Source organism: Rhodococcus sp. NPDC127593 (assembly GCF_042671975.1).
Classification (GTDB): domain Bacteria; phylum Actinomycetota; class Actinomycetes; order Mycobacteriales; family Mycobacteriaceae; genus Rhodococcus_F.
Map to the genome: position 1 here is coordinate 61060 of NZ_JBHXWI010000041.1, position 24923 is coordinate 85982.

21 protein-coding genes are annotated in these 24923 nt (G+C 69.0%); 5 read left to right on the forward strand and 16 right to left on the reverse strand.

The window, feature by feature from the left end; translation table 11 throughout:
• Positions 1-49: 49 nt before the first annotated feature.
• On the forward strand, positions 50-1147 hold the full coding sequence (locus ACFVJ3_RS32615) for a WD40/YVTN/BNR-like repeat-containing protein (protein ID WP_378455994.1): 1098 nt from the start codon (positions 50-52) through the stop codon (positions 1145-1147).
• Positions 1144-1440 carry a MoaD/ThiS family protein gene (locus tag ACFVJ3_RS32620; RefSeq protein ID WP_378455995.1) on the forward strand — a complete coding sequence of 99 codons (297 nt, stop codon included), beginning with the start codon at positions 1144-1146 and terminating at the stop codon, positions 1438-1440. The genes ACFVJ3_RS32615 and ACFVJ3_RS32620 overlap by 4 nt, the downstream gene beginning before the upstream one ends.
• A gap of 5 nt (positions 1441-1445) precedes the next feature.
• Here ACFVJ3_RS32620 and ACFVJ3_RS32625 read toward each other — a convergent pair whose 3' ends face one another.
• Positions 1446-2117, reverse strand: a complete 672-nt coding sequence (locus ACFVJ3_RS32625; protein WP_378455996.1) for a cyclase family protein — start codon at positions 2115-2117, stop codon at positions 1446-1448.
• A gap of 69 nt (positions 2118-2186) precedes the next feature.
• Here ACFVJ3_RS32625 and ACFVJ3_RS32630 point away from each other — a divergent pair, with 69 nt between their 5' ends.
• Positions 2187-5684 (forward strand): protein kinase, encoded by a 3498-nt coding sequence (locus ACFVJ3_RS32630; protein ID WP_378455997.1) that lies wholly within the window; start codon positions 2187-2189, stop codon positions 5682-5684.
• Between the two features lie 7 nt (positions 5685-5691).
• Here ACFVJ3_RS32630 and ACFVJ3_RS32635 read toward each other — a convergent pair whose 3' ends face one another.
• From ACFVJ3_RS32635 to ACFVJ3_RS32700, 14 genes are all read right to left on the reverse strand, one after another.
• Entirely contained in the window at positions 5692-6708 is a 1017-nt protein-coding gene (locus ACFVJ3_RS32635; RefSeq protein ID WP_378455998.1) for an aldo/keto reductase, read from the reverse strand.
• Entirely contained in the window at positions 6705-7196 is a 492-nt protein-coding gene (locus ACFVJ3_RS32640; protein ID WP_378455999.1) for a hypothetical protein, read from the reverse strand. The genes ACFVJ3_RS32635 and ACFVJ3_RS32640 overlap by 4 nt, the downstream gene beginning before the upstream one ends.
• Positions 7197-7200: 4 nt before the next feature.
• Positions 7201-8802 carry a GMC family oxidoreductase gene (locus ACFVJ3_RS32645; RefSeq protein WP_378456000.1) on the reverse strand — a complete coding sequence of 534 codons (1602 nt, stop codon included), beginning with the start codon at positions 8800-8802 and terminating at the stop codon, positions 7201-7203.
• Positions 8799-10310, reverse strand: a complete 1512-nt coding sequence (locus ACFVJ3_RS32650; RefSeq protein ID WP_378456001.1) for an aldehyde dehydrogenase family protein — start codon at positions 10308-10310, stop codon at positions 8799-8801. Before ACFVJ3_RS32650 ends, ACFVJ3_RS32645 begins: the two co-directional genes overlap by 4 nt.
• A 16-nt stretch (positions 10311-10326) precedes the next feature.
• On the reverse strand, positions 10327-11445 hold the full coding sequence (locus tag ACFVJ3_RS32655) for a Zn-dependent alcohol dehydrogenase (RefSeq protein WP_054246351.1): 1119 nt from the start codon (positions 11443-11445) through the stop codon (positions 10327-10329).
• Between the two features lie 34 nt (positions 11446-11479).
• Positions 11480-12457 carry an ABC transporter permease gene (locus ACFVJ3_RS32660; protein ID WP_378456002.1) on the reverse strand — a complete coding sequence of 326 codons (978 nt, stop codon included), beginning with the start codon at positions 12455-12457 and terminating at the stop codon, positions 11480-11482.
• A 44-nt stretch (positions 12458-12501) separates the two neighbouring features.
• Positions 12502-14019 (reverse strand): sugar ABC transporter ATP-binding protein, encoded by a 1518-nt coding sequence (locus ACFVJ3_RS32665; protein WP_378456003.1) that lies wholly within the window; start codon positions 14017-14019, stop codon positions 12502-12504.
• Positions 14016-15047, reverse strand: a complete 1032-nt coding sequence (locus ACFVJ3_RS32670; RefSeq protein WP_378456004.1) for an ABC transporter permease — start codon at positions 15045-15047, stop codon at positions 14016-14018. Before ACFVJ3_RS32670 ends, ACFVJ3_RS32665 begins: the two co-directional genes overlap by 4 nt.
• 46 nt (positions 15048-15093) lie before the next feature.
• A complete protein-coding gene (locus ACFVJ3_RS32675) occupies positions 15094-16203 on the reverse strand; it encodes a sugar ABC transporter substrate-binding protein (RefSeq protein WP_378456005.1) in 1110 nt (369 codons plus the stop codon).
• A gap of 120 nt (positions 16204-16323) precedes the next feature.
• Positions 16324-17448 (reverse strand): glycerate kinase, encoded by a 1125-nt coding sequence (locus ACFVJ3_RS32680; RefSeq protein ID WP_378456006.1) that lies wholly within the window; start codon positions 17446-17448, stop codon positions 16324-16326.
• Positions 17435-18262: an aldo/keto reductase gene (locus tag ACFVJ3_RS32685; RefSeq protein ID WP_378456007.1), complete on the reverse strand. Its 828-nt coding sequence runs from the start codon at positions 18260-18262 to the stop codon at positions 17435-17437. The genes ACFVJ3_RS32680 and ACFVJ3_RS32685 overlap by 14 nt, the downstream gene beginning before the upstream one ends.
• Positions 18259-19017, reverse strand: a complete 759-nt coding sequence (locus ACFVJ3_RS32690; RefSeq protein WP_378456008.1) for an SDR family NAD(P)-dependent oxidoreductase — start codon at positions 19015-19017, stop codon at positions 18259-18261. Before ACFVJ3_RS32690 ends, ACFVJ3_RS32685 begins: the two co-directional genes overlap by 4 nt.
• Entirely contained in the window at positions 19014-20183 is a 1170-nt protein-coding gene (locus tag ACFVJ3_RS32695) for an acyl-CoA dehydrogenase family protein (protein WP_378456009.1), read from the reverse strand. The genes ACFVJ3_RS32690 and ACFVJ3_RS32695 overlap by 4 nt, the downstream gene beginning before the upstream one ends.
• Before the next feature lie 10 nt (positions 20184-20193).
• Positions 20194-21756 carry a CoA-transferase gene (locus ACFVJ3_RS32700; protein ID WP_378456010.1) on the reverse strand — a complete coding sequence of 521 codons (1563 nt, stop codon included), beginning with the start codon at positions 21754-21756 and terminating at the stop codon, positions 20194-20196.
• A 118-nt stretch (positions 21757-21874) separates the two neighbouring features.
• Here ACFVJ3_RS32700 and ACFVJ3_RS32705 point away from each other — a divergent pair, with 118 nt between their 5' ends.
• Positions 21875-23032: a DUF993 family protein gene (locus ACFVJ3_RS32705; RefSeq protein ID WP_378456011.1), complete on the forward strand. Its 1158-nt coding sequence runs from the start codon at positions 21875-21877 to the stop codon at positions 23030-23032.
• A gap of 1 nt (position 23033) precedes the next feature.
• Positions 23034-23837 (forward strand): sugar phosphate isomerase/epimerase family protein, encoded by an 804-nt coding sequence (locus tag ACFVJ3_RS32710; RefSeq protein ID WP_378456012.1) that lies wholly within the window; start codon positions 23034-23036, stop codon positions 23835-23837.
• A 9-nt stretch (positions 23838-23846) separates the two neighbouring features.
• Here ACFVJ3_RS32710 and ACFVJ3_RS32715 read toward each other — a convergent pair whose 3' ends face one another.
• Positions 23847-24860: a LacI family DNA-binding transcriptional regulator gene (locus ACFVJ3_RS32715; protein ID WP_378456013.1), complete on the reverse strand. Its 1014-nt coding sequence runs from the start codon at positions 24858-24860 to the stop codon at positions 23847-23849.
• Positions 24861-24923 lie beyond the last annotated feature (63 nt).

The window sequence follows — 24923 nt, forward strand, 5'->3', positions numbered from 1 at the left end:
TTCCCGCCCCGTCGTTGCCAACTGCGGGGCCGAGTGGTCCGATGGATTCATGAGCGCACCCGACACAGTCCTGGTCGCGATCGGAACGAAGAAGGGCCTGTGGCTGGCCACCAGCCGCGACCGCGCCACCTGGTCGCTGGCTGGCCCGCACTTCCTGATGAACGAGATTCCGAGTATCGGGATCGACACGCGGAGTGGGCGCACCCGGATTCTGGTCGGGGTCCGGTCCGAGCACTGGGGTCCCACCGTCGCACACTCCGACGACCTGGGTGCCACCTGGACCGAACCGGACGACGGCGCCATCCGCTTCGGCGACGGAGACGGCGCCGCGCTCGAGCGGGTGTGGCAGCTCCGGCCCGACACGGACGACCGTCCGGGCGTCGTGTGGGCGGGGTGCGAACCCATCTCGGTGTGGCGGTCGGCCGACGGCGGCGAGCATTTCGACCTCGAACGCGGACTGTGGGACCATCCGCACCGGCCGGAGTGGGGAGCCGGATACGGCGGCGCCGCAGCACATTCCGTCGTACCTCATCCACGGGACGAGAACACGGTGCACGTCGCGATGAGCACCGGCGGTGTCTACCGCACCACGGACGGGGGCGCGACCTGGGAGCCGCGCAACACCGGGATCACGGCGTACTTCCTGCCCGACCCGAACCCGGAGTTCGGCCAGTGCGTCCACAAGATCGCCCGCGACGCCGTCACCCCCGACCGGCTGTACGCCCAGAACCATCACGGCGTCTACCGCTCCGACGACAGCGGCGACACGTGGAAATCGATCGCGGACGGGCTGCCGACGGACTTCGGGTTCGTGATGCTCACCCACCCCCGCCGCGAGGGAACCATCTGGGTCGTTCCGATCGAGGCGGACGGCAAACGGATCCCACCCGACGGCCGGTTGGCCGTCTACCGGAGCGAGGACGCCGGGAACAGCTGGACCCGCCTCGACAGCGGGCTGCCGGAACGCGACTACAACGTGGTGCTCCGCGACGCCGCCGCAGTGGACACCGGAGACCCGGTCGGCGTGTATTTCGGCACGCGCGGCGGCGAGGTCTACGGGAGCGCCGACGAGGGCGCCTCGTTCGGCACGGTCGCGGCGCACCTGCCCGACGTCCTGTGTGTGCGGGCCGCGGCGATCGGATCATGAGCGAGGGCGTGGGCGTGACCGTGCGGGTTCCGCGGGCACTGGCGTCGATCGTCGGCGGGGAACGGTCCGTGCACGTACCCCTCGACTCCGCCTCGACGGTGTCCCACGTGCTCGACGTCCTCGCGGGCGAGTTCCCGATTCTCGGCCGCCGGATTCGCGACGAGACCGGCGCCCTGCGGCGGTACGTCAACGTCTACGTGGACGGCGAGGACGTCCGGCTCCTCGGCGGCGTCGGCACCGAGGTGACGCCCGGGCAGGAACTGCAGATCCTGCAGTCCGTGGCCGGCGGCTGAGCGCGCTATTCGACCAGCTCCATCGCCACTGCCCGGGTAGGGGCTCCGTCGCCGGCCTCCAGGGCGATCGGCAGGAGGCTGACGAGCGGGTCGGGGAAGTCGATCCGGTCGAGCCGGCACAGATTCTCGCCGATCACTCCGCCGGCGTCCGCGATCAGATGGTGAACCGGGTATCCGGCGTCGGCGTGTTCCCCGTCCGGTGTCTCGTCGATGCTCGGGGCATCGAGGCAGAACGTCCGCACCCCCCGGTCGAGCAGCAGTGCGCACGCCGCGGGGTCCAGGAACGGATGCGAGTAGTAGGCATCCGTGCCGTAGTGGCGAGACCACCCGGTATGGAACACGGCGATGTCGCCCGGCCCGACGTCGTCCGCCCGGGACGTGATCAGTTCGCGGGTAATCCGCTGCCGCGCAACGAGCTCGCGCAGGTCGAACACGACGCCTCGGCCGACGAACAGCTCCAGTGCCAGCCGTTCGACGGTCGCGGCCCCCGCCTTCAGATGCGCCGGGGCGTCGACGTGCGTCCCGGACTGCGAACCGATCCTGACGTCCAGCACGTTGTAGCCGTCGCGCTCGAGGGTGCAGTGCCGGATCAGCGTCGGCACCGGATCGCCGGGATACACCTGCATCCCCGGCCCGATGGTGTGTGACAGATCCACGATTCTCCGCACGTGTGGCATCGCTCGATTGTCCGGCCTCGGGGTCACCCGTACCGCGATATGCTCGATGACGAGCGAAGAGGTGGTGGAATGACCGATTTTGACCCGCTCGCCACCCAGCGTGAGTCGGTGTCGAAAACCCTCACCGCCGAGCTGTCCGCAGTCGGTCTCGAGGACGCCAGGGAGATCGGGCACGGTGGGTTCGGGGTGGTCTATCGGTGTGCGCAACCGGAACTCGACCGAACCGTGGCGGTCAAGGTCCTCACCGCGGCGCTCGATGCGGAGAACCTCGAGCGGTTCCTGCGGGAGCAGCGCGCCATGGGCCGGCTGAGCGGCCACCCGCACATCGTCAACATCATGCAGGTCGGAACGACCGACACCGGCCGGCCGTACATCGTGATGCAGTTCCATCCCCACGATTCGCTGGACGCGCAGATCCGCAGGCGCGGGCCCATCCCCTGGAGCGACGCCGCGCGTATCGGGGTGAAACTCGCCGGTGCACTCGAAACCGCGCACCGGGTGGGCATCCTTCACCGGGACGTCAAACCGGGAAACATCCTGCTCACGGAGTACGGCGAACCGCAGCTCACCGATTTCGGGATCGCGCGGATGTCGGGGGCGTTCGAAACGACGGCGGGCACGGTCACCGGCTCCCCCGCATTCACCGCCCCCGAGGTGCTGTCGGGGCGGACCCCGACCGCCGCCTCCGACGTGTACAGCCTCGGCGCGACCCTGTTCAGTGCGATCACCGGGCACGCGGCCTTCGAACGGCACAACGGCGAGGAGGTGATCGCGCAGTTCCTGCGCATCACCACCCAACCCGTCCCGGACCTGCGGAGCGAGGGTTTCCCCGAGGACCTCAGCGCCGTGATCCAGCGGGCGATGTCCGGTAAACCGGAGGATCGCCCCGCGTCCGCCGCCGCGTTCGGAGACGAACTGCGGGAGGTCGAACGCCACCACGGATTGGCCGTGGACGAGATGGCGATGCCCGTCGACGCCGGGGTCCACCACCTCGAGGATTCCGCACCCGGAGCGGTCTCGACCATCTCCGGACCGTTCCGGACCTCCACGACGGGACGGGCGCGATACGCGTCGACGCCGCCGCCCGCGCCGGCCACCCGGTTCCGGCCGCCCGCCGCGACCCGGCAGCTCGTCGAGCGGAACCGGTTGATCGACCTGCTGCGGGCCGGACGCCGACGCCTGTTGACCGTCATCCACGGCCCCACCGGATTCGGCAAGAGCACCCTGGCAGCCCAGTGGCGGAACGTCCTCGCCGACGAGGGTGTGGCAGTCGCATGGCTCACCGTCGACAGCGACGACGACAACGTGGTCTGGTTCGTCGCACACCTCATCGAGGCGATCCGCCGCGTGCGTCCCAACCTGGCCAAGGAACTCGGCCAGGTTCTCGAAGAGCACGACGACGAGGCCGAACGCTACGTGCTCACCTCGCTCGTCAATCAGATCCACGAGAGCGGCGAACGGATCGCCCTGATCATCGACGACTGGCAGCGCGTGTCCGAGCCCGCGACGATCGCCGCCCTGGAGTTCCTCCTCGACAACGGGTGTCACCACCTGCAGGTCGTGGTAACGAGCCGAACCAGGGCCGGGTTGCCGATGAGCCGCATGCGCGTCAAGGACGAACTCGTCGAAATCGACTACTCCGAACTGCGTTTCGACGATTCCGAAGCCCGGTCGTTCCTCGTCGACCTCGGTGGCCTGCCCCTCGACAGCGAGGACGTGACCGAACTCCGCGAATCCACCGATGGGTGGGTGGCGGCCCTCCAACTGGCGTCGCTGTCGCTGCGCGGGCGAGCGGACCCATCCGAGCTGATCGCCGGACTGTCCGGCCGCCACCACGCGATCGGCGAATTTCTCGCCGAGAACGTCCTCGACACCCTCGAACCCGAGATGCTCGACTTCCTGCTGGCCACCTCGATCACGGAACGCACGTGCGGCAGCCTCGCCGGCGCCCTCGCAGACACCGCGCGTGGGCAGGCGATGCTCGAGGCCGCCGAGGACCGGGACCTGTTCCTGCGCCACATCGACGACGAGCGAACGTGGTTCCGCTACCACACCCTGTTCGCCGAGTTCCTGCGCCGCCGGCTCGAACGCGACCAACCCGACCGCGTCCGGGAACTGCACCGCGTCGCGTCCCGATGGTTCTGCGACCACAGCCTGCTCCGCGAGGCCGTCGACCACGCCATCGCCGGCGGCGAGGAGCAACGCGCCGTGGAACTCGTCGAAGCCGACGGACTGATATTGCTCGAGCAGTCCCAGGCGGCGACGTTGTCCGCGGTAGTCGACAAGCTGCCACCGATTCTCGTCGCCGCAAGCGCCCGGCTGCAGGTCACGACGGCGTGGGCGCACGCGATGGCGAACCGGACCATGGCCGCCGAACGCGCGCTCGAGCGAGCCGAATGGGCACTCGACCACAGCGGCGCGAGCGCGAGCGACACGGCGGATCTGCGGGCGGAGGCGGGCGTCGTCCGTGCGGTGGCCGAACTGCGCAACGACCGCAGCGGCCGGATCGACGAACTCGCCGCCGACTGTCTGGCGCGGCCGGAGGCCATGGCCCCATGGGTGGTGTGCGCCGCTTTCAACGTCACGACGTTCGCCGCCGTGTACCGCTTCGACTTCGCGGAGGTTCGCAGGATCCAGGAAGTGGCCCGGCCCTACTACGAGCGGAACAAGGGACCGCACAACGTCGTTCACGGCCAGAGCTATCTGGGTGTCGCGTCCTACGAGCAGCTCGACATCGACGACGCCGTCGACCGTTTCCGGCGGGCCCGCCGAGCCGGCCGGAAACTGGGTGGGCCGAGAGCGCCGTCTGCCCGGCTCGCGGGGTCGCTGCTCGGTGAGGTGCTCTACGAACGCGGGGACGTCGAAGAAGCCGAACGTCTCCTCGACGACGGATACACCCTGGCCGTCGAGACCGGCGGGGTGGACTTCAAGGTCGCCCGCTTCGTCACCGGTGCTCACGTCAAGGCGCTGCGGGGCAACCGCGAGGAGGCGACGACACGCCTGCACGCCGGACTCGAAGTGGCCGAGACCTACTCCCTCGCCCGCCTGCGGGCCCGCGTCGAGAACGAACGCCGGCGGCTCGGCATCACCCCGCATCCCTCCCTCGGGGCACCGGCCCCGGTCCGGCACGAAGACCGGCGGCGCCCGGTGTCGGGCATCGACGAGATCGTCGCGCAGGTCGAGGAGACCACCGCGATTCGGATGCTGCTCGCCACCGGGGCGCGCGAGAACATCGAGCTGGCGTGCACCTGGGCGCAGGAGTGGACCGACCGGCTCGCCGGCACCGGCCGCAACCGCGCCTACCTGCTGGCCGAGCGCCTCCGGGTGGCGTGCCTCGCCGCCGGCGGCCGCGACGACGAGGCGAAGCAGACCCTCGCCTCCGTCGCCTCGATCTGCGCGGCGCGTGGACTCCACCGCGTACTTCCCGACGGCGGGCCCTTCGTCGTCGCTCTGGTCGCGGATCTCCGGGCCGATCAGCTGGCCGGCGAGTGGCGGCCGGACTGGGCGACGGTGCCCTCCGACTTTCTCGAGGAGCTACAGAACTCGACCGCCCCGTACACGATGTGACCCGCGGTCAGGACGGCGTGGGCGCCTCCTCCAGGATCAGTCCCGCGGCGCGCAGGTCATCCCAGAATTCGGCCGGGATCGGGTGTTCGAGCCAGGCCGCGTTCTGCCGCAACTGCTCGCAGTTCCGTGCGCCCAGCAGAAGTTCCCGCACCGCAGGATGCGCGGCCGCGAACTGAATCGAGGCGGCCGCCAAGGGAACCCGATGACGCTCGCAGAACTTCTCGATGTCGCGCACCCGGCTCAGTACCTCTTCGGATGCGGGCTGGTAGTTGAACTTGGCGCCGGGCACCGCGCCGGTGGCCAGGATGCCCGAATTGAACACACCGCCGAGGACTATCGCGACGTCGCGCTCCACCGCGAGCGGCAGCAGGTCCTTCACCGGATCCTGCTCGAGCAACGTGTATCTCCCCGCGAGGAGGACACAGTCGAGATCGACGCGTTCGAGGGCATCGAGGCAGACGTCGGCCTCGTTGACCCCGACACCGATTGCCCGGACCACGCCCTCCTCCCGCAACCGGATCAGCGCCGGAAACGCACCCTCGAGCGCTTCCGCGAACCGCGCAGGCTGGGCGTCGCCGTGCGTGTACCGGTCGACGTCGTGCACGTAGAGGATGTCGAACCTGTCCTGGCACATGCGCTGCAGGCTGTCGTCCACCTGCCGCAGGACCGCGTCGTACGAGTAGTCGAAGTCGGCCCGGAACGGCGGGGTGTCCACCCAGATTCCGGTGTCGAACGACCCACGGGGTGCGGGCGTCAACGTGCGCCCCACCTTCGTGGACAACACGTAGTCGTCGCGGTCCCTCGTCAGCAGTGCGTGGCCCACCCGGTGCTCGGACAGTCCGTGCCCGTACATGGGTGCGGTGTCGAACGAACGCACACCCATGTCCCAAGCTTCGACGATCTGAGCCTGGGCCTCCGCTTCGGGGATCGGCCGGAAGATGTTGCCGACGGGCGCACCGCCGTAGCCGAGCAGGGTCACGTCGAAGCCGGCGCGCCCGAACGTCCGAGTGTCGTTCACCTTCACGAGTTCTCACTTCCGTTGCCGAGGAACAGGGTGCTCGGGTCGCGCAGCACGGCATCCATCTCGCGAAGGCACACGAGCTTGATCGCCGCGACGACGAGCTCCGAGTAGAACTGGTCGTGGAACCACTTGTCGCCGCTGTACGCCACGACCAGCCCGCCCTCGCCCACCGCGCTGCCACCCCATTTGGTCCAACCCTGCTGGTAGAGGTAGGGATGCAGCTGCTGAACGGCGTGCGACGGCAGACCGGTGGTCCAGCTGATCCGCGCTTTCGACTCGGCAATCGCGGCGTACGGCCCGGCCCAGTCCTTCTCCTCACCCCAGCTGTGGCGGTAGACGACGGGCAACTCCGCGTCGGCGGATGGGGCGACGCCTGGCCGGAGCACGACGAGATGCCCCGGAGATCCGTGGGAGAGGTTCTCGATCGACGGCAGAGCCAGCTCGACGGCCTCGCGAGCCACGTCCTCGGTCAGTCCGGAAAAATTGGTCATCCGGTCATCCTTCCCCACGGATCAGATCGATCGCCTTCTCGGCGATCATCACCGTGGGTGCCTGGGTGTTGGAACTGACGATGCGCGGCATGACGGACGAGTCGACCACCCGCAGACCCTCGATGCCCATCACCTTCAGTTCCGGTGAGACCACGGCGTCGTCGCCGACGCCCATCGCGCACGTGCCGACCGGGTGGTACGAGGTGCGACCGTATGCGCGAACGAACTTCACGTAGTCGTCCTTCGTGTTCACCGACAGACCGCCGGCCAGATGTTCGGCCTTGATGTGCCGGGCCATCGACGATTGCGCCATGATCTCGCGGCTCTGCCGAAGCCCCTCGATGCTCGACTCCAGGTCGAAGTCGGTGGCGAGGAAGTTCGGGTCGATCAGCGGCTGGGCGGTGGGGTCGTTCGACCTGATCTTCACCGAGCCCCGGCTCTCGGGCCGCAGCGAGTACGAGTTCAGTGTGCAGCCGTAGCCCGGGCGGACCGCCGCGACACCGGCCTCGACGCCGGCGGCGGGCAGGAAGTGGAACTGCAGATCCGGGATCGACTCCCCCGCGTGCCCGAAACTGAACCCACCGGCCTCGACGACCGTCGACGCCAACGGGCCCCGCCGGAAGGCCGCGTACTCGAGTCCCGCCTTGGCCGTGGCCGGACGCATCAGGTTCAGCCGGTCGAGACTCTGGTATTCACGGAGTTCGTAGATGACGTCGAGGTCGCAGTGATCGTGCAGGTTCCGGCCGACACCGGGAAGGGCATGGGCCACCTCGACATTCGCGTTCCGGAGGTCGTCGGGATGTCCGATTCCCGACAGCTGCAGGATCTTGGGCGATCCGAACGCGCCCGCCGCAACCAGCACCTCGCGGGACGCGCGGAATGTCTCCACACCGTTCGGGGTGAGCACCTCGATCCCGGTGGCGCGTCCCCCGTCGAGCAGCACCCGTGACACGGCGACGTTCTCCCGCACCGTCAGGTTGGGTCGCTTCCTGGCGGGTGCGAGGTACGCGACCGCGGCGCTGCACCGGCGGGCGTTCTTCGTGGTCGTCTGGTAGAGGCCGACGCCGTGCTGGTGATCGCCGTTGAAGTCGCCGTTGAACGGCAGCCCGAATTCCTGCCCCGCCTGGACGAACGACTTCGACAGCGGATGGGGGTTGATCGGATCGGAGACGCCGAGCGGCCCGTCGGTCCCGTGGTACGGCGCCGACAGCCGTTCGTTGTCCTCCGACCGGAGGAAGTACTTCTGGATCTCCTCGAACGACCATCCCGCGCAGCCGTATTTCAGCGCCCACTCGTCGTAGTCCTCGTGCGCGCCGCGGGTGAACACCTGGGCGTTGATCGAACCGCCACCGCCGATGACCTTGCCCTGGGCGAGGGGAATGACCCGGTCGTTGCAGTGTTTTTGCGGAACGCTCGAGAAGCCCCAGTCGTACTTGCTGGCCGTCAGTTTCGCGAAGCCTGCGGGCACGTGGATGAACGGATGCCGGTCGTTGCCGCCGGCCTCGAGCAGGAGGACCCGGACCGTCGGATCCTCGGTCAGCCGTCCGGCCAGCACGCAGCCCGCGGTGCCGCCGCCCGCGATGACGTAGTCGTAGGTGGCACTCATCGGTTGCCTCCGGTCCAGTTCGGGAACACGCGCTTGCGTGGTCCGGTGCGGATCTGAATGGTCTTGACGTCGGTGAACTCGTCGAAGCCGGCCTGCCCCATCTCGCGGCCGAACCCGCTCTGCTTCATGCCGCCGGCAGGCAGTTGCGGGGCGCCGTCGATGGTCGTGTTCACCCATACGCGGCCGCTGCGCATCTCCCTCGCCACCCGCAGCGCCTTGTCGATGTTCTTGGTCCAGATCGATCCGGCGAGTCCGTAATCCGTGGCGTTGGCGAGCCGGATGGCGTGGTCGACGTCGCTGAACCGGGTGACGGTGAGCACGGGACCGAAGATCTCCTCCTGGAAGGCGGCGGACTCTTCGGCCACGCCGTCGAGGATCGTGGGAGCGACGAAATGCCCGCTTCCCCAATTCTCTCCGTCGAGCCGGTCACCGCCGGTCAGGACGGTCGCACCGTCCCGCCGCGCCGCGTCGATGTGCCCGAGCACCTTCTCGAGGTGGCCGGCGTCGATCATCGGGCCCAGTTCGCTCGCGTCGTCGAGCGGTCCGCCCACCGTGATGCGGCCGGCGGCCTCGACGAGGCGGGCGAGGAAGGCGTCCGCGATCGAGTCCTGGACCAGGAGCCGGGCACCCGACACGCAGCACTCACCCTGATTGAAGAACACGCCGAACAGGACGCCGTCGAGTGCGTCGTCGAGGTCGGCGTCGTCGAACACGACGCTGGCGGCCTTACCGCCCAGTTCCATCGACAGTCGCTTGACGCTGCCCGCCGAGGCCTCGACGATGCGCTTGCCCGTCTCGGTGCTCCCGGTAAACGACAGGATGTCGACCAGACTGCTCTCCGCGAGCGGGGCACCGACCTCGGCACCCGCGCCCGTCACCACGTTCACCACACCGTCGGGGACACCGGCCTCGGTGAGCAACCGGGCCAGCTCGACGGCGGTCCCGGACGTGAACTCGGACGGCTTCACCACCGCCGTGCAGCCCGCGCCGAGCGCGAACGGCAACTTCTGCGCGAGCAGGAGCAGCGGGAAGTTCCACGGGATGATCATGCCGACCACCCCGGCGGGCTCCCGGACCACCATGGCGGTGCAGTCGTCGCCGAGCGCGGTGTGCGCCTCGCCGTGCATCGTCATGGCCAGCGCCGCCGCGTACTCGAACAACTCGATGCTCGCGCCGACGTCGCCGCGGGCCAGAGTGATCGGCTTGCCCGACTCCTCCGCGTCGATCCGGGCGAGTCGTTCCTCGTGCTCGCGCATCAGCCCCGCGCAGCGCAGGAGCGCCCGGCCGCGTTCCATCGCGGTCCAGTGCGGCCACTCGCCCTCGTCGAAGGCGTCCCGCGCAACCGCAACGGCCGCTACCGCGTCGGCGCGGGTGCCCGCGGTGAACGTGGCGACGACGCGGCCGTCGGCCGGACTGACCCGTTCGATGATGTTCTCCGACGGGGGCACGCTGCGCCCGCCGATGAAGTGTCCGTAGCTACGGATCTGTGTTGCTTCGACTGTCGACATCTTTGGCAGTTCCTCGTCAGTGTTCGTGGATCAGGACACCACGCAGGTTGAGCCCCGCGTGCATGTCCACGTATGCGTCGTTCACCTGGTCCAGGCTGTAGCGCCGGGTGATCAGTTCGTCCAGCTTCAGTCGTCCCGACTTGTAGTAGTCCAGCAGTGCCGGAATGTCCCGGGTGGGGTTGCAGTTGCCGAACAGCACCCCGCGCAGATGCTTGGCGTAGACCACCAGTTCGAGCGGGCTGATCGGGATCCCGGGTTCGTTCTGGCCGATCGACACGACGGCGACGGTTCCCTCCTTGCGGACGGCGCCGAACGCGTCGGCGATCAGCTGTCCGTCCACCACGCCGACGGTGACGACGGCGCTGTCGGCGCCCTGACCGTTGGTGACCGAGCGGACGAACGGCATGGCCTCGTCGATCGACGCGTACGCGTGGGTGGCGCCGAGTTCGAGGGCTCGTTCGCGTTTGAACGCGACCGGGTCGACCGCGACGACGTGTGCGGCACCCGCGTGGTGGGCACCCTGCACCGCGTTGATCCCCACACCGCCGACCCCGACGACCAGCGTCGTGTCCCGGGGACGGACGCCTGCGCCGTTCACGGCGGAGCCCCACCCGGTGGCGACCCCGCACGAGACGAGGCAGGCCACGTCGAACGGGATGTCGTCGTCGATCTTGACGGCCTGGGCCTGCGAGGTGACGAGGTAGTTCGCGAACGTGCCGAGGCGCTGCATGGCGCCGATCGGCCGCCCTGACTGCGTGGCGAACCGCGCCGTTCCGTCGAGCATGAAACCAGCCTCCATACCGGCCCCCGTGTCGCAGATATATTGCATCCCCTGCGCGCACCAGGCGCAAGTTCCGCAGGCCGGGAGGTAGGCGGTGGCGACGTGGTCGCCGACGGCGAGCCGGGTGACACCGGGTCCGACCGCGTCGATCACACCGGCACCCTCGTGTCCGCCGACCAGCGGCAGCGTATTCGGGATGTCACCGGTGACGAGGTGATCGTCGGAGTGACACAGTCCGGACGCCATCACCTTGATCCGCACCTCGCCGGGACCGGGCTCCGCGAGGACGAGGTCGTCGACCTCCCACTTGCCGCCCACTTCGTGTATCACCGCACCGCGTGCCGTCGTACTCATCGTTCTCCTTCGAATCTCACACTCACACAGAGTCTTACTTGATGATCGAGAGCCGGCTGCGGTCGAGGGTCACGGCGACCGCGACGATGACGACCGCGCCGTACACGATCTGCTGGAAACTGGGGTCGATGCCGGCCACCGAGCCGCCGACCCGGAGAACGGTGACCACCAGGGCGCCGACGAGCACCCGCCACGCTCCGCCGATTCCACCGGTGATGGCACAGCCGCCGACCAGCACCGCCGCGATGGCAGGCAGGAGCAGCGAATCCGCGAGTTGCGGTGCGGCGCTCTGCTGCTGGGCCGACAGTACGACACCCGCCGCGCCCGCGAAGAATCCGGACAGGGCGAATGCTCCGATCCGGACGATCCGGGTTCGGACGCCGCTCATCATCGCCGCCTTCTCACCCAGTCCGACGAGGTGAAAGACATTGCCCCGCGGCGAGAACCGCATCGCGCAGAATACCGCGGCCACCGCCGCCACACCGGCCCACACCGCCATGGGGAGACCGAGCATCGTCCACGAACTGAGCCAGAAGATCGCGTCGTAGCCTTCGCTGATGTAGATGGTGGTCGACCCCGAGGCCACGAGCGCGACCGCACCCCAGAACCCCAGCGCCCCGAGCGAGACGACGAACGACGGGACCTGCCCGAACACGATCAGCAGACCGGTCAGCGCACCTATCAGAGTGAGCGCCACGAGGGTGACGACGACGGCGAGCGGACCGAGGGAGCCGATCGCCGTCGCCAGGATCACCGTGGCGAGCGACGCGAGCGCCGCCACCGACAGGTCGATGCCGCCGGTGAGGATGACGAACATCTGGCCCAGCCCGAGCAGCAGAATCGGGACCGCCTGCGCCGAGACCACCGCGAGGGCGTTCATCGACAGGAAATTCGGTTCGGCGAGAGCGACGAGGAGGACGAGCGCGACCAGCACGACCGACGGGCCGGCCAGCCGCAACCGGTCCCGCGTCGTCCGGGACACCGCCGGCGCCGCACCCTCGGGTGCGCGCATCTCGGTCGAAGTCCTCTCGGTGGAAGTTCTTGTTGCCACGGCGATCACATCATCTTCTCGAGGAGTTGGAGTTTGCTGGGCGGGTTTCCGGACGACGAGTCGAACGCTCCGGTGATCTCGCCGTCCCGCATCACGATCACGCGGTGGCCGAGGCCGATCGCCTCGTCCAGGGTGTCGGCGAGCACCAGAATGGCCACTCCCCTGTCGGAGAGGTCGCGGAACAGGGCGTAGAGGTCTTCCTTGGCGCCGATGTCGAGGCCGCGGGTGGGGTGGTCGAGAACCAGTACCTTCAGGCCGTCGCCCAGAATCCACTTGGCCACCACGGCCTTCTGCTGGTTGCCGCCCGACAGCCGCGCGATGTCGGCGTCGGGGTCGGCGGGCCGGATGCCGAGTTTCTCGATCCAGCTGCGCGCGGTCTCCTCCACCCGGGCGCCCGAGGAGATCCGGCCACCACCTGCCTTCACCGGATGCACCGTCGCGATGTTCTGCGCGACGGTCGCTCCCGCGATCATGCCTTCGACGCGACGTTCGGCGGGAACGTATGCGATACCGGACCGCACGGCGTCCGCGGGTGATCCCGGGGCCGAACGCCGTCCGTCGATCTCGACTGTTCCGGAGTCGATGGGGACGGCGCCGAAGACGGCGCGGGCCACCTCCTCGCGCCCGGAGTCGACCACGCCCACCACCGAGACGATCTCGCCGGCGTGGACGTCGAGCGACACGTCCTTCGCCTTGCCGCCGCAGGTGAGGTTGCGGACCGACAGAGTCGGCGTGCCCGTCCGGGAGACGGCCTGCTTACGCTCCGACGAGTAGATCTCCTCGGCCGCGCCCTTGCCGATCATCAGCTGGTACAGCTCGGATTCGGTTGCTGCCGAGGCGATCCGCTCACCGACGACCTTGCCGTCGCGCAGCACGTACACGCGGTCGGAGAAGCGGAGAACCTCGTCGAGTCGGTGGGAGACGAAGATGACGGAACCGCGCTCCTTGAGGGCGGTGACCCGGCGATGGAGCACCTCGACGTCCTCGGGTTCGAGCACCGACGTCGGCTCGTCGAGGATGAGCAGCGGCGGGTGTTCCACCTGCCTGCCGCCGACGGCGCGCGCCACCTCCACCATCTGACGCTGGGCGAAGCCGAGCGTCTCGGTGAGCGCGCCCGGATCGACCGTCGACTCCACCACCGACAACATTTCCTGGGCACGGGCCCGGATCCGGCGCCGGCGGAGGAACCCGGCACGGGCGGTGTCCCCCTCGTGTCCGAGGATCAGGTTCTGGCCGACGGTGAGGTTCGGGAGCAGCGACTGCTCCTGATGCACCACTCCGATCCCGTGGTCGGCGGCGTCGGCCGGGCTTCCGAAGCTCACGTCGCGCCCGCCCAGCACCATCCGGCCGCCGTCCTGGCGGTGGACTCCCGCGAGGATCTTGAGCAGCGTCGACTTGCCGGCGCCGTTCTCGCCGATCAGCCCCACCACCTCGTTCGGAGCGATGGACAGGCTCACGTCGTCGAGGACGGTGTTGGGTCCGAATTTCTTCGTGACATTGCGGAGTTCCAGGAGAGATGTCATTTCACGACCCTCAATCGACTGCGGGCAGGCCACCCGGTGGCGATCACCGCGACCACGATGATGAGACCCTGCGCGCCCTGCTGGATGTACGGGCTGGCGCCCGACAGGAGAAGTCCGTTGCCGAGGACCACGAGGAGCAGCACACCCACCAGGGAATGCAGGGGTCCGCCGCGACCGCCGCTCAGCAGCGTGCCGCCGACGACCACCGCGGACAGGGTGAGGAAGAGGCTTCCCGATCCGACGCTCACGTCGCCGACGCCGAGCCGGATGGTGGCCAGCACTCCGCCGAGCCCGGACAGCAGTCCGGCCACGGCGAACAGGACGATCTTGGTGCGCCCGACCGGGACGCCCGCCAGGCGGCTGGTCGCCTCGTCGCCGCCGATCGCGTAGGTGTGCATGCCGAGCCGGGTTCCCTTGCACAGCAGCACTGTCACGGCCACGGCGGCGAGTGCGAACACCACGACGACGGGAAGCCCGAGCCAGTGACCGCCTGCCCAGGCCGCGAGCGACGGGTCGGCGAGCTGAGGGGTGGCGGTGCCGAACAGCACAGTGGCGACACCGAGCCCGACGAACCAGGTACCCAGTGTGACGAGGAAGGACGGCACCCGGACGACGACGTGCAGCACGCCGTTGACCACTCCGAAGAGCAGACCGACCCCCAGCGCCAGCAGGACCGCGAGGAGTCCCAGGTCGTTGCCGTTGACACTGTTCGCCGCGAACAGGACGAACGTCAGCCCGCTGGCCGCCATCACGCCCTCGATCGACAGGTCCACGCCGCCCACCAGGACCACCAGCGTGGCGCCCATCGCGAGGACCACGGGAATCGCGGCCTGCTCCACGATCGCCATCGCGTTGCTCGCCGTCGCGAAGCCGGGAGCCAGCGCGGCGAAGACGGCGCACAGTCCCAGCAGGGCGGCGAGCGGGCCGGCGGTGGAGAGCAGCCGGCGCACGCGTGGTCGTGTGCTGCGCACGGGCGCAACGGGATCTGCGGGGGTCGTCACCTCCCCGGTCACTTCAGTCGTCGACATCGTCACTCCTTCGGAAGATTGTGTGGTTCGTGAATCGAGAGCGGGGCTACCGGGCCACCGGGCCGGTGATGCGGGAGAACGGATCCTGCACGGACCGCACGATCTCCTCGTCACTCGGCACGGCGAGGAACTGGTCGACGTTGGTCGCGGTGATCAGCGACTGGTCGACGTAGAACTCGCGGTTCTCCCGGGGCAGCGACTCGACGTCGAGTGCGCCGGTCATCGCCTGGTAGCAGATGGCGAGTCCCATCGCCCCGTTGAAGTAGGGGTCGGTCGTGTAGGTGGAGAGCAGTTCCCCGTTCGCGATGGCGCCCAGGCCTTCCGGGGTGGCGTCCGCGGCGCTGGCGATCTTGATCTCCCCCGCGCGGCCCGCCTCGCGCACCGCCTGCAGTGCGCCCAGCGCCATGGAATCCGTTGCGGCCCAGATACCGTTCACCTGGTCGCCGTACTTGTTGAGCAGGGTCTGCGTGGTGGTGTAGGCCTTGTTGCGGTCGAAGTCGGCGGGCTGGTCGTCGAGCAGGGTGACGCCGGACTGCCCGTACATGGCCTGCTGGAAGCCCTGGAACCGGGTCTGGCTGATCTCGTTGGCGAGCAACCCCTGCAGCGCGATCACGCCGCCGGTGCCGCCGAGCGAATCGACGAGGGCCTTGCCCGTGTCGGCTCCCTGCTGGACGCCGTCGTAGGCGACGTAGGACGCCCATCCGTTCCCGACGTCCCAGGGGTGGAGGTCGGCCGGCTTGCTCCACTGGGTGACCGCGCAGCCGCCGCTGTTCTGCACGGCGCGCACGATCGCGGGGGTGTCGGCGCTCGTGTTCGGGTTGATGTTGAGCAGGACGGTCTTGCCTGCCGCAAGCACCGACTGCAGCTGCGACAGCGCGTTCTGCGAGTCGCCGCCGTAGACGATCACCTTCAGTTCGATCCCCAGCGATTCGGCGTACGCGCGGCTGCCCTGCACCCACGCGGCCTCGTACGGGTTGGTCAGCGACCGGACCTCGGAGACCATCACCATGTCGCCCCGGTCGACGGCTGTTCCGTCCCGCTCGATCTGTTCGGATCCCGTCGAGCAGGCGATGGCGGAGCTCGCCATCACGGAGACTGCCGCGGCAACGCCGACGGCCCGGGCTGCCGCCCTGATTGATCGTTGCGTCCGTGTCATCGTTCGTCCACTTCCTGAAAAAGAATGTAAACGCTTTCTTACCGTGATCGGCGTCACAAGTCAAGCGCTGCATGGTGCGGTCAAGGGTCATCCGGATCGACCGGACAGGTGAGAAATCGATTACAGAATGCTGGTGAGCCGGGCGGCCGCGGCCGCGCCGGCTACGCGACACCACATCGTGGGCGCGGCGAGTGCCCCTTCGGAGCTCCCCGCCAGGTCGGACAGTGAGATCCCGATGCCGGGCGGCGACGCCGCGAGGCGGCCTGCGACCACCACCGATCGGGTCGCAGTCTCCGCGCACCGATCCAGCACGGAGCCGACGAGTTTGCCGGACAGCGACGTCGCGTCGAATTGGCCCTCACCGGTGACCACGACGTCGGCGCGGCCGAACTCGGCACTCAGCCCCGTGAGCTCTGCGATGCGGGCGGCGCCCGGCACCAGCCGGCCGCCCCAGGCCGACAGTCCGAATCCCGAGCCCCCGGCCGCTCCCGCGCCGGGTTCGGCGGGACTGCACGGCAGTCGGGTACCGAGGCAGCCTGCGAACGTCGCGAGCGCGCGATCCAGGCGGTCGCGCTCCGCGGGGTCGGCGCCCTTCTGCGGCCCGAAGACGTGCGCTGCCCCGTGTGGGCCGCACAGGACGGCCGTCGTGTCCGTCAGCAGTTCGACGCCGCCGGGTGGGGGCTCGGTCAGCGAGCCCACGTCGATCGAGGCGAGAGCGGCCAGGCCGGCGCCCCCGTCGGGGATCTCCCGCCCGTCGCGGTCCAGGAGCTTCGCGCCGAGCGCCCGCAACGCGCCCGCACCGCCGTCCGTGGACGCAGAACCGCCGAGTCCGATCAGCAGTGCCTTCGCACCGTCCGCGAGTGCTGCGGCGATCACCTGTCCCAGGCCGGTCGTCGACGCTCCCCCCGGATCCGGCGAGTCCATCAGGGGCAGCCCACTCATCTGGGCGAGCTCGATCACCGCCGTGCCGTCCCGGAGCAGTAGCCAGCGTCCGGTCGTCGGACGCCCGTCAGGGCCTCGAACACCCGGCACCTCACGCCACACGCCGGTATCGCGGCAGGACGCGACGGCGTCCACCGTGCCTTCGCCGCCGTCCGCCTGCGGGAGCAGCACCAGCTCGTCGTTCGGCCGGACCGTCGACCAGCCGGCCGCCAGAGCCGCTGCCACCTCCGTCGCGGTCAGTGAGCCCTTGAACGAATCCGGGGCGAGCACCACCCGCAGCAAGCCGGCGTCAGGCGACGTCATCGGGGTGGGGTCCCGTGCGCTGATCGCGATTCAGAGCCGAGATCGCGTCCATCTCCGCGGCGGACAGTCGGAAGCCGAACACGTTCGCGTTCTGCCGCATCCGATGCACCGCAGACGATTTGGGCAGCGGAATCGTCCCGATCTGCAAGTGCCAGCGCAGCACGATCTGCGCGACCGACACACGGTGCCGGGCGGCGAGCGCCGCCAGGAGTGCGTGGTCGTTCAGGTGTCCCCTCGCCAGCGGCGCCCACGCCTGGGTGCGGATGCCCATCGACCGGTGCAGATCCGTCAGCGCGGACTGCGTGAGCAGCGGGTGCAGCTCGACCTGGTTGACCGCCGGCGTGATCGTCGCGATCTCCGCGAGCCGCTCGAGCTGTTCGGGCTGGAAGTTCGACACGCCGATCGCCCGCACCCGTCCGTCGTAGTACAGCTTTTCCAGTGCCCGCCACGTCTCCAGGTACTGTCCGCGGCTCGGTGCCGGCCAGTGGATGAGGCACAGGTCGATGCGGCCGAGTTTCGCCGCACTCTCCTCGAACGCGTCCAGTGCCTGCTGGTAGCCCTGGTCCTCGTTGGAGATCTTGGTGGTCACGAAGATCTCGTCCCGATCGACGGCGGCCCGGGCCAGCGCCGCGCCGAGCGACGCCTCGTTGCCGTACATCGGGGCTGTGTCGAACGCGCGATAGCCGGCGGACAGCGCGTGCGACACGGTGGAGCCCATGTCCTCGTCGGGGATCGTGAACAGGCCGAACCCGAGCGCGGGCATCGTGACGTCGTTGTTCAATGTGACCGAGGGAACGGTCGCCAGGCTCGTCATGTGATCGAGTACCCGCCGTCGACGGGCAGGACCACCCCGGTGACGTACCGCGCGGCGTCGGAGACAAGGAACAGCACCACGTCCGCGACGTCGTCGCCGTCGGCGAACCGTTGCAACGGGATACGGCTCAGCTTCTGGGCGCGGAAGTCTTCCTGCCCCAGCACGTCCGCTGTCATCGGCGTTTCGATATAGCCCGGCGAGACGGTGTTGACGCGCACGCCGTGGGGGCCGAGTTCCACGGCCAGACCCTTACCGAGCTGCGTGAGCGCGGCCTTCGTCGCACCGTAGGGAACGATGCCCGGGACGGCGCGGTCCGCGGACAGCGACGCGATGTTCACGATGCTGCCGCGGGTGTCGACGAGCGACTTGGCCGCCTGCCGCGTCAGCCGGTAGGCCGCCGACAGATTGACGTCGAGGAGGCGTTCCCACCCGTCCTCGTCGATGTCGATCGCCGCGGTCCGCAACTGGATTCCGGCCGCGTTGATCAGGATGTCGAGGCGCCCCGACAGTTGCTGGGCGAGGTCGACGGCGCGTGCGCCGAACTCGGGGTCGGTGAGGTCGCCACAGAGACCGTGCCCGCCGAACTCCGCCGCGACGTCGGTGACCTTCGGGTCGGCGTCGGCCGCCACCACAAGTGCCCCGCTGCGGGCGAGGGCTCGGGCGATCGCGGAACCGATCCCACCGGCCGCACCGGTCACGATGGCGGTCTTCCCGGACAGATCGACCGAGTTGGTATGTTGTGCAACGCCGCTCATGCCGCGGCTCCCTTCAGTACGGCCCGGCTGATGATGAGCCGCTGCATTTCGCTGGTGCCTTCGTAGATCTTCGTGATGCGGGCGTCGCGGTAGAGGCGCTCGACCTCGTATCCGCGGATGAAGCCGTTGCCGCCGAACACCTGCACGGCGGCGTCGGCGTGACGCACGCACCCCTCGGACGCGTAGAGCTTGGCCATCGAGCAGAGCGTCTCGGCGTCCGCCGCGCCCGCGTCGAGCGCCCGCGCCGCCTCGACCGACAGCGCGGTGCCGGCCCGCAGTTCGGTGGCGACGGTGGCGAGGGAGAAGGAGATGCCCTGGTTGGCGGAGATCGGCTTGCCGAACTGGCTGCGATCGAGGGACTGCCGGGTGGCGGCGTCCAGGGCGGCGCGGCTGATGCCGAGGCTCAGGCCCGAGATGCCGAGACGGCCCTTGGCCAGCACCTTCATCATGTACCCGAACGCCTTGCCTTCCTCGCCGAGGAGCGCGTCGGCCGACAGGTGGACGGAGTCGAACACCAGCCCGCCGACCTGCGAGGCCCGCTGGCCCATCTTGTGTTCGTGGTAGGCGCGGCTCACGCCGGGCTGGTCGACGTCCACCAGGAACACGGAGATGCCACCGCGCTTCCCCAGTTCGGGATCGGTCACGGCGAGGACGACCGCGAAGTCCGCGACGGGGGCGTTGTGGATGTAGATCTTCTCGCCGGTGAGCACCCAGCCGTCACCGTCCCGCACCGCCCGCGTGGTGATCGACCCGAGGTCGGATCCGGATCCCGGCTCGGTGAGCGCGTAGGCGCAGCGCTTCTCGGCGGAGAGCATCGGGCGCAGGTACTGCTCCTGCTGCTCGGGTGTGCCGTAGTTGCCGAGCAGGCTGCCGAGGATCTCGACGAGGCCGCACTGGTCGGCCACCGACGCGTACCCGTAGGACAGGGACTCCATGACGAACAGGTAGTCGAGGGCGGTGCCGCCGAACCCGCCGAACTTCTCGGGCACCGTGATGCCGAACAGCCCGATCTTGCCCATCTCGCGGTAAATCTCTTCGGGGAATCGTTCGGTCTCGTCCAGCTCGGTGGCGACCGGACGGATCCGTTCGTCGACGAACTCGGCGACGAGCTTGCGTTCGTCGGCGCCGAGCACCGACGAGGGAATGACGCTGTTTCCGGTTGACATGTAGTTCTCCTCAGATGTGTACGGCGACGGGGGCGAACAACCCCGTGTCCATCAGGCGTGGGTTCTTGATGATCGGACGGAATCCCATGTGCGGCAAAATGTCCCGATCGATGTCGATGCCGGGTGCGATCTCGGCGAGTTCGAGGCCGTCGCGGGTGAGGACGAAGACGGCGCGTTCGGTGACGTACACCGCCTCGCGCCCCTCACGGACGGCGAGAGCGCCGGAGTAGGTGACCTGATCGACGCGGTCGACGAACTTGGACACCGAGCCTTCGCGCCGGATCACCAGTTCTCCTCCGACGATCTCGACGTCCAGGCCGCGCGCGGTGAACGTTCCGCAGAACACGGCGCGCGGCGAGTTCTGGGAGATGTCGATGAACCCGCCCGGTCCGACGATTCCGCCGCCGATCTTGCTGACGTTGACGGCGCCGGTGGAGTCGACCTCGGCCATACCTAGGCAGCTGACGTCGAGCATTCCGCCCGAGAAGAGGTCGAACTGGGTGGTCGACGAGTGCACGACCTTCGGTCCGCGCGCGGCCCCGAACAGATCGCCGGAGACGGGGATGCCGTCGATCAGCCCCTGCTCGATGGCAAGTGTGATGTCATCCAGGCGATCCTGTTCGGCGAGCGCGTCCACGACCAGCGCGGACACCCCGAAACCGACGTTGAGGACATCACCGTCCCGGACCTCGGCGGCGGCCCGCCGGGCGATCAGCATGCGGATCGGGTCGTGGTTCGTGGCACCGAAACCGGAGTTCGCCGCGTCGCCGGAGAGTTCGGGGTCGAATTCGCCCGCGTACGTCTGCCATTGCGCCGGCGCGTGGACGACGTCGTCCACCAGGACCGCCGGGATGTGCACGAGCCGCGGATCGATCGGCCGGTCCAGCAGGTTCTTCACCTGCACGATGACCCGGCCGCCGCTCGCCTTCGCCGCCTGAGCGACGGCCAGCGCGTCGAGCTGAGCCGCCTCGCCCGAGCACGTGACGTTCCCGGACGGGTCGATGGAATCGCCGCGGACGATGGCCACGTCGACGGGAAACGGCTTGTAGCGCAGGTACTCGCGGCCGTCCAGAGTGAGGAGTTCGACGAGGTCCTCGGTGGCGGACGGCGTGAACTTGCCCCCGCCGTGCCGCGGGTCGACGAACGTGTCGAGACCGGTGGCGGTGATGAGGCCCGGCCGGCGCGCGCCGATCTCCCGCAGCAGCTGACTGATCGCGCCGCCGGGCCACGCGTACGCCTCGATCTCGTCGTTGCGGACGAGGTCGATCATGGTCGGCGACCACGTCCAGTGCCCGCCGATGACCCGTTTGACCATGCCCTTGTGCGCAAGGTGATTGGTTCCGCGGCTCACCCGGTCGCCGATGCCGAGGGCGTGCACGATCGTGAGTTCCCTCGGCGATCCGGTCGCGAGGAAGCACTCCTCCAGCGCCTCGAGGACGGTGTCCGGTTCGAGGATCCCGCCGCCCGAACCGGTGAGGGCGATCGTCGATCCTGGCGCGATGTCGCTCACGGCTCGTGTCGCGGTGGTCAGTGTCCAGCGCCTCGAGGCGGCACCCGTTCCGGGCTGTGTCATATCCGCTCCTGTAAATGCTTACATTTTGCCAATCGGCCCATTAAAGCTATGGACCTCGGTGATTGACACAGTATATTGTGAGCTGCACAACATCAAGAAAACGATTACAGGAGATTTCATGGCCTCGATCCTGCTGCCCGATCGCCACGGTTCGCCCACGACTCTGGCGTTGAACGCACCCGCTCGGCTGGACACCAGGTCCACGGCGCCGACCAGCAGGGCGGTGTACGCGGCCGCGCATGTGGTCGCCGATCCACTGCGGGCGTCGGCGGAGAATCCCGCGGATCAGATCGACTGGGACGCGACCCTGCGACTGCGCCGCGACCTGTGGTCGCTGGGGCTCGGGGTGGCGGAGTCGATGGACACCGCCCAGCGCGGCATGGGACTGGACTGGGCCGCGGCGAAGGAACTCGCCATCCGCACGCTCACCGACGCGCAGGCGGTCGGCGGGAAGGTGGTCGTGGGGGTGGCCACCGATCAACTGAAGACCGACACCCCCTCGCTCGACGAGATCCGCGGCGCCTACCTCGAGCAGGTCGAGGCGATCGAATCGGCGGGTGGTGAGGTGGTGCTGATGGCGAGCCGGCACCTCGCCCGTGCCGCCACCGGCCCCGACGACTACCTCGCCGTGTACGACGCGGTGCTGTCGGCGGCCACCCGCCCGGTGGTCCTGCATTGGCTGGGTTCGGTGTTCGATCCCGCCCTCGACGGCTACTGGGGATCGGCGGATCCGGGCGCGGCCATGGACACCGTCCTGCAGATCGTCGACGCGCACCGGGACACCGTGCGCGGCATCAAGGTCTCCCTGCTCGACCCGGCACTCGAGATCGCCCTGCGCCGGCGGATGCCGGACGGGGTGCGGGTGTTCACCGGCGACGACTACAACTACGTCGGCCTGATCGCCGGCGACGGCACCCACACCAGCGACGCCCTCCTCGGTGCGTTCGCTGCGCTCGGGCCGTTCGCCTCCGCCGCGTTCGCCCGGTTGGACGACGGTGACGAGCAGGGCTTCCGGAACATCCTGGGCCCCACCGAAACCCTGAGCCGGTTGCTGTTCGCCGCCCCGACGCAGTACTACAAGGTCGGCGTCGCGTGGCTGGCGTACCTGAACGGCAAGCAGGAGCACTTCCGGATGATCGGCGGCTTCGAGACCGGTCGCAGCCTCACCCACCTGGCCGAACTGATCCGCGCCGCCGATGCGATCGGCCTGTTCACCGACCCCGACTTCACCGCCGCCCGCGCCGCCGCGTACTTCGCCGTGCACGGAATCCGCTGACATGGACCTCGCGCACTGCAGTCTCAACTCCGTCACCGTCAAGGGCGCCGGCCTCACCGAGGTCGCCGACCTCGCCGAGCAGTGGGGGTTCGGCGGCGTCGGCCTGTGGCGGGACGTGCTCGACAGCGTGGACCTGGCGGGCGCGTCGGCCCGACTCCGGCGGTCGGGTCTGCGCGTCACCAGCGTCTGCCGGGGCGGAATGTTCCCGCAACCGACCGCCCGGCTGCGGCGAGAAGCCATGGACGACAACCGGGTGGCGGTCGATCAGGCGCACGCCCTCGGCGCCGACTGCCTCGTGCTGGTCTGCGGCGCCGCCCACGGCGACCTCGCCGGCGCGAGGCGGCAGGTCCACGACGGCATCGCCGAACTCGAGCCGTACGCCCGGGCGGCGGGGGTGCGGCTCGCGGTCGAGCCGATGCACCCGATGATGGCGTCGAGCCGGTCGGTCATCACCTCACTCGGCGAAGCGAACGACCTCGTCGAGGCACTCGAATCCGACCTCGTCGGGATCGCCCTCGACTCGTATCACGTGTGGTGGGACGCGGCACTGGCGGAGCAGATCGCGCGGGCAGGCGAACGCCTGTTCTCGGTGCAGTTGGCCGACTGGGTCACCCCGATCCACGGCGAACTCAGCAGCCGCGGCATGCCCGGCGAAGGCTGCATCGACATGACCGGATTCGTTGCCGACTGCAGAAACGCCGGCTACCACGGACTCGTGGAAGTCGAGATCCTCAGCGACCGATGGTGGGCCGAGACCGCCCCGCGGGCCGTCGACGCCGCGGCGAACGGCCTCGCCGCCGTCTGAAACCCCAGCTCAGCTCGAGGCGGGCCCCGTCGACTCGCGAATGACGACGTCGGCGGGGATCAGCGGCGGAGACGTGGTGGTCTCGTTGTTCAGGGCCGCCCGCATCAGCGACCACGCCTGGTCCCCCAGATCGATCTTCGGGCTCACCACCGTGGTCAGGCGCGGCGCCAGGTGGCGCGCCATATCGATGTCGTCGAAGCCGGTGACCGAAATGTCCTCGGGGACGCGGAGTCCGCGCTCACGCAGTTTCGAGATGACGCCCAGCGCGGTCAAGTCGTTGAAGCAGACGAGGGCGGTCGGCTCGTGCGTGAGTGCTTCTTCCACCACGTCGTAACCACCCTCGATGGTGCCGTCCGACGGCACCGCCGTCGCCTCGATCCCGAGCACCTTCGCCATTTCGATTGCCCGCCACCGCTCGCGGTTCTGCCAGGCCAGATCCGAGCCCTTCACGTAGACGATCCGGCGGTGGCCGAGCTTCGAAAGGTGCCCGCACAGCTGCATCATGGGGGTGAAGTTGTCGACGGCCACCATGGGGAGATCGACTTCCAGTTCCACCCGGTTGACGAGCAGGACGGGAGTCGACTGCTTGGCCAGTTCCTTCAGGCCACTCGTCGGAATCCTGGACGAGAGCAGCACGAGGCCGTCGACCTGGCCGAGTAGGTCGAGTGCGGTGGCGAGTTCGTCGGCCGCGTCACCGGAGTAGTCGGCGACGAGCATGCGGTATCCGTCGGCGGTGGCGCCGTGGTGCATCTGCTTGACGACGTCGAAGAAGTACGCGTTGGCCAGGTCGGGCAGGATCACGCCCATGTTTCTCAGCGACCCGAGGACGAGTCCGCGAGCGGCGGTGCTGGGCCGGTAGGACAGCTCGTCGGCGACCTTGTGGACCCGGGCTGCAAGGTCCGGGGTCACCGACGAACTGCCGCTCATGACACGGGAGACGGTGGCGATCGAGACCCCGGCCGCCTTGGCTACGGTATTGATCGTGACGCGACGGCTCGCGGGCACTCGGGTCTGATCAGCCATAGCTGCCTCTACATCTCTCGTCACCATTGCTACCGTCTCCCACCTCGGTGGGTGGAAACGCTT

Bases quoted from the DNA above. Each gene is read 5' to 3' on its own strand.
- ACFVJ3_RS32615 (WP_378455994.1), top strand. From the start codon at position 50: ATGAGCGCACCCGACACAGTCCTGGTCGCGATCGGAACGAAGAAGGGC.
- ACFVJ3_RS32620 (WP_378455995.1), top strand. From the start codon at position 1,144: ATGAGCGAGGGCGTGGGCGTGACCGTGCGGGTTCCGCGGGCACTGGCG.
- ACFVJ3_RS32625 (WP_378455996.1), bottom strand. From the start codon at position 2,117: ATGCCACACGTGCGGAGAATCGTGGATCTGTCACACACCATCGGGCCG.
- ACFVJ3_RS32630 (WP_378455997.1), top strand. From the start codon at position 2,187: ATGACCGATTTTGACCCGCTCGCCACCCAGCGTGAGTCGGTGTCGAAA.
- ACFVJ3_RS32640 (WP_378455999.1), bottom strand. From the start codon at position 7,196: ATGACCAATTTTTCCGGACTGACCGAGGACGTGGCTCGCGAGGCCGTC.
- ACFVJ3_RS32645 (WP_378456000.1), bottom strand. From the start codon at position 8,802: ATGAGTGCCACCTACGACTACGTCATCGCGGGCGGCGGCACCGCGGGC.
- ACFVJ3_RS32650 (WP_378456001.1), bottom strand. From the start codon at position 10,310: ATGTCGACAGTCGAAGCAACACAGATCCGTAGCTACGGACACTTCATC.
- ACFVJ3_RS32655 (WP_054246351.1), bottom strand. From the start codon at position 11,445: ATGAGTACGACGGCACGCGGTGCGGTGATACACGAAGTGGGCGGCAAG.
- ACFVJ3_RS32660 (WP_378456002.1), bottom strand. From the start codon at position 12,457: ATGCGCGCACCCGAGGGTGCGGCGCCGGCGGTGTCCCGGACGACGCGG.
- ACFVJ3_RS32665 (WP_378456003.1), bottom strand. From the start codon at position 14,019: ATGACATCTCTCCTGGAACTCCGCAATGTCACGAAGAAATTCGGACCC.
- ACFVJ3_RS32670 (WP_378456004.1), bottom strand. From the start codon at position 15,047: ATGTCGACGACTGAAGTGACCGGGGAGGTGACGACCCCCGCAGATCCC.
- ACFVJ3_RS32675 (WP_378456005.1), bottom strand. From the start codon at position 16,203: ATGACACGGACGCAACGATCAATCAGGGCGGCAGCCCGGGCCGTCGGC.
- ACFVJ3_RS32680 (WP_378456006.1), bottom strand. From the start codon at position 17,448: ATGACGTCGCCTGACGCCGGCTTGCTGCGGGTGGTGCTCGCCCCGGAT.
- ACFVJ3_RS32685 (WP_378456007.1), bottom strand. From the start codon at position 18,262: ATGACGAGCCTGGCGACCGTTCCCTCGGTCACATTGAACAACGACGTC.
- ACFVJ3_RS32690 (WP_378456008.1), bottom strand. From the start codon at position 19,017: ATGAGCGGCGTTGCACAACATACCAACTCGGTCGATCTGTCCGGGAAG.
- ACFVJ3_RS32695 (WP_378456009.1), bottom strand. From the start codon at position 20,183: ATGTCAACCGGAAACAGCGTCATTCCCTCGTCGGTGCTCGGCGCCGAC.
- ACFVJ3_RS32700 (WP_378456010.1), bottom strand. From the start codon at position 21,756: ATGACACAGCCCGGAACGGGTGCCGCCTCGAGGCGCTGGACACTGACC.
- ACFVJ3_RS32705 (WP_378456011.1), top strand. From the start codon at position 21,875: ATGGCCTCGATCCTGCTGCCCGATCGCCACGGTTCGCCCACGACTCTG.
- ACFVJ3_RS32710 (WP_378456012.1), top strand. From the start codon at position 23,034: ATGGACCTCGCGCACTGCAGTCTCAACTCCGTCACCGTCAAGGGCGCC.
- ACFVJ3_RS32715 (WP_378456013.1), bottom strand. From the start codon at position 24,860: ATGGCTGATCAGACCCGAGTGCCCGCGAGCCGTCGCGTCACGATCAAT.